This window comes from Bacillus rhizoplanae, assembly GCF_917563915.1.
Classification (GTDB): domain Bacteria; phylum Bacillota; class Bacilli; order Bacillales; family Bacillaceae_G; genus Bacillus_A; species Bacillus_A rhizoplanae.
The window spans coordinates 1-3,911 of record NZ_CAKJTI010000063.1; the positions used below are offsets into that span (position 1 = coordinate 1).

The 3,911-nt window shown below is 35.0% G+C and carries 3 protein-coding genes, 1 rRNA gene and 2 pseudogenes; 3 read left to right on the top strand and 3 right to left on the bottom strand.

Annotation, left to right across the window (positions count from 1 at the left end; all coding sequences use genetic code 11):
- Positions 1–308 precede the first annotated feature (308 nt).
- Together LRP84_RS22735 and LRP84_RS22100 are read left to right on the top strand one after the other, a co-directional pair.
- Positions 309–392 (top strand): annotated as a pseudogene (locus LRP84_RS22735) (hypothetical protein); the annotation flags it as partial.
- A 9-nt stretch (positions 393–401) separates the two neighbouring features.
- A complete protein-coding gene (locus LRP84_RS22100) occupies positions 402–737 on the top strand; it encodes a hypothetical protein (RefSeq protein WP_496559687.1) in 336 nt (111 codons plus the stop codon).
- A gap of 90 nt (positions 738–827) precedes the next feature.
- Here LRP84_RS22100 and LRP84_RS22105 read toward each other — a convergent pair.
- Positions 828–1,725 (bottom strand): annotated as a pseudogene (locus tag LRP84_RS22105) (DMT family transporter).
- Between the two features lie 388 nt (positions 1,726–2,113).
- Between LRP84_RS22105 and LRP84_RS22110 the strand changes: the two are divergent.
- On the top strand, positions 2,114–2,656 hold the full coding sequence (locus LRP84_RS22110) for a DUF1697 domain-containing protein (protein WP_230577048.1): 543 nt from the start codon (positions 2,114–2,116) through the stop codon (positions 2,654–2,656).
- Positions 2,657–2,817: 161 nt separating this feature from the next.
- Here the strand turns inward: LRP84_RS22110 and LRP84_RS22115 are convergent, their stop codons facing one another.
- Both LRP84_RS22115 and rrf read right to left on the bottom strand, forming a co-directional pair.
- Positions 2,818–3,678 (bottom strand): SMP-30/gluconolactonase/LRE family protein, encoded by an 861-nt coding sequence (locus LRP84_RS22115; RefSeq protein ID WP_230577049.1) that lies wholly within the window; start codon positions 3,676–3,678, stop codon positions 2,818–2,820.
- Between the two features lie 136 nt (positions 3,679–3,814).
- A 5S ribosomal RNA gene (gene rrf / locus LRP84_RS22120) occupies positions 3,815–3,911 on the bottom strand; the annotation flags it as partial.

A 3,911-nucleotide genomic window follows, 5' to 3' on the forward strand; every position in this document is an offset into this window, starting at 1 on the left:
TCATAAATAAAAATTGACGTTTCACGTTGTTTGTTTCGTTCAGTTTTCAAAGAACTTGTTTGCCGCTTAATTGCGACTTCCTTATGTTAACATCTTTGTTTTTCAATGTCAACTAAGTTTTTTATTTCGTTTTCGCTTTTTGCTCTGTTGCATCAGCGACTCCTACTATATTACACAGTTATTGTTATAGAGTCAATAATTTTTTAATCTTTTTATTAACGATTTTCTTTCGTAATGAATAACTCTAAGTTATCATCTTCAAAATGAGTTTAAATCCCCTATATTGAACTAGTTTCCCTTTTGAACTCTTTCTATCTAATGGATTATGGTACTCTCCTGCATTTTGTTACAAACGAAAAAGTAATGTATCTTTTCGAGTCGATCGGATTATTTCTCTCAAAGTGCAGCGGGATTTCCCGGAACCAATTCCAGTAGATATGACAGTTACGCAATGGTTAAAGCAAACAGAAATTTTATCAAAAGAACTCACTTTACAGGCAACGTTAATTAAAAAAGGGTGCAAAACACTGGATCCTCATCCTACTGGAGAATGGATTCAAGTTAATCCTAACGGTACTGGAGTCATTAAAGAGAAAATTAAGGAGTCAGATATCCCTTTTATCGGAGGATTGTTCCTCAGCCTCGGGGCAGAAATATTAATAGAGAAGCCTCCGGAATTAATACGTTTCGTACGAGAAAAAGCATTAGAAGTAGTAAGTCAGTATTCAGAAATATAAAACCCTTTTCTAAAAAAGAAGGAGCTAAATAAAATAGCACCTTCTTTTTAGAAAAAATATGTATAAGCATGTCTTCAAAAGCATTAGTTTTTAGTTACTTAATACTGATCGAAATAATACTTTAAACTTTTCTTGATCTGCCCAGATAATTGCTAACAAAACAAGTCCTTCGCCCACAACAATTCTCCACGTTATAACTTCATCTAATAAAATTACAGACGCCATTATACTGACTAACGGAAGCACATTTAAGTACATCCCACCAACAGCTGCTGAAACTTCTTCTAGCGCTTTATTCCACAGTAAGTAAGCAAGAATAGTCGGACCGACAATAAGGTATACTAAACTTCCCCATGCTTTCCACGTTACTACATCCGGGATTCCACGATACGATACTTCAAAAATAGTAAAGGGCAGCACTATAATAGCCCCCACGAGTAAAGTTAATGTAGTAAATGCTCCGCTAGAGAAATTTGCTTCTTCTTTCGGTTGCTTTAACAATATATTATAAAAAGCAAACAAAATTGTGCTAGCTAAAATAAGTAAATCCCCAGTAAGCGATGATGTACTCTCTCGCTCATTTAACGGAATCGTTATTAGTAATACACCGCACATTCCTAAAAAACATGCCAATCCAATATTTCCAATTAATTTTTTCTTGAAGAAAAAAAGCAGCAAACATAATCGTGAATAAGGGTAATGTGGCATCAATAATACTCACATGCATTCCACTTGTAAGCGAAATTCCATATGAAGTAAACATAAAGTATCCCGCAATACCTGTAAAAGATAAAACTATAATTCTATTCCACGGAATATACGTCTGTCGTATTTCCTTCCAATGAAAGGGAAAGAATAAGCAACCGGCTAAGGATAAACGCAAAAAAAGTAAAGTAAAAGGCGGGAACGAATGTAATGCCCATTTTGTTGGTGCTATAGCAATTCCCCATAACATAATCGCTATTATTATCATAAAAACGCCTCTCATATGTATTTCACATCCGTTTCAATTACAATTGTTAAGTAATAGATTTCATCTCAATCTACATTCAAGAAGGTTAAAAACAGTTGTTCGATTTAAAAATTATTTTAGATTGAACGGCTTTAAACTCATTAAATTTTTCTAGTATACTAACAAGATGATGTAGATTCGATAACGAATATATGATTTATATAAGGAAAATACAAGAAATTCAACAGAAATCTTTAAATATAGGTTTTCTTATTTTAATAGACTATATAAAATATATAGTTAAATGAATTTCGTAATTCTAACTACTTACTATATGGAGCTTTTTCGATATAAAAAAGGAATCTCTCTTCAAATCGGCGAATTTTTAGTTACAATATAAAACAAAAAGACTGAAGGTGACAAAATGACAATTTATATCGCACTGTTGCGAGGCATTAACGTAAGTGGACATAATAAGATCAAAATGGCTGAATTGAAGCGTATGCTAGAAACGATGGGTCTCAGCCGAGTACAAACATATATTCAAACTGGCAATGTCCTGTTTGAATCAGCGGAGGATACAGAGTCATTGCGCTTCCGAATTGAGGATGAAATTAGAAAGACGTTTGGAATTTCAATCACCGTTGTCTTAAGAACAGCCACAGAATTTGAGGAAATCATCGAGTATTGCCCATATATAGATGTACCCTTGGCAAAAGGAGAAAGTGTTCATGTTTCCATTTTAACTGAAGAGCCCCAGCAAAAGGTAGTTGAACTGTTATCGGACAGTGAACGTGATAATGATGAATACTATATCCATGGACGTGAAATTTACTTCTTGTTCCGTCAAAGCATCCTGGATTCCAAGTTGGCGAAGAACCTACAGAAACTTGGAAATACCGCAACAACACGCAACTTGAATACAATCAATAAGCTAGCTGCACTATTGAAAGCAATGCAAGCTTAATAGGAAAAACATATTCTGAGGGAGGAACAGAAAAAAACCCGAAATTTCATGAAGATGTTCACGTCTTTTCACTATTGTTCCCCCTTAAAAATCGGAGAGCTGATGTAATTTTCAGTTATAGAAATTAAATTAATTTTGACATATAGTACTCATCAGTAAATTCATCCATTAAATTGATATGTAGGACATCCTCTTATGTTCATTTTCATTCGAAATACTCCACCAGCACTCGGATCTGTATTATGCATTCTTGCCGTTGTAATATATAACTCATTTAAGTCACTTCCGCCAAATGTACAAGAAGTTACATATAAAGCAGGGATAGGAATGGTTAGCAGCTGTTCTCCATTTACAGGATTCCACCTGGATACTTTAGAACCTCCCCAGTGAGCAATCCATAGCATACCTTCTTCATCAATCGTCATTCCATCAGGAAAGCCTTCTTCTTTTGGTATAAGAACAACATCTTGAGGATTTTCAATATGCCCTGTATGGATATCATAATCAAAACGAACCACTTTTCTTGTAGGTGTATCTACAAAATACATGTATTTATGATTGGGTGACCATGCTAAACCATTAGAAGTACTCACTTGTTCTAATTTCTTTTTGACAGTTAAATCGGTATCTAAGCAGTAAAGAGCTCCCTCTCCACCTATACCAACTGAGTCTGTAGTACCTGCCCAAAAACGACCTGCTGGATCACACTTCCCATCATTAAAGCGATTGTCTTGTAAATGACTTTCAGGATCATAAATAGCTTGTAGTTCTTCCGTATCCGGATTTAACCAATGAAAACCGTTCTCTAAAGCAAGAATCATGTTACCAGATTCACTAGGAACCACTGATCCAACCATCTGTTCAAGAAAGATTGTCTTATTTTCATTTGTAATTGGATTATAGCTATGAACCTTTTTCTCCAAAATATCGACCCAATATAATAGCTGCTTTTTATAATCCCAACAAGGCCCTTCTCCAAGAGTAGCCTTAGCATCAATCACTAATTCTAATTCACTTAACAAATTACTCCCTCCTTATTAAAGAATATTCTGTCTATTTATAGTAATATGTATTTTTTCATGCTACGCTCTAAGAAGGAAAAAATCATACTATTAAAGATACACAAAAAAGACGAGTCATACTGACTCGTCTTAGATTGCCTGGCAACGTCCTACTCTCACAGGGACAAAGTCCCAACTACCATCGGCGCTAGAGAGCTTAACTTCCGTGTTCGGTATGGGAACGGGTGTGACCT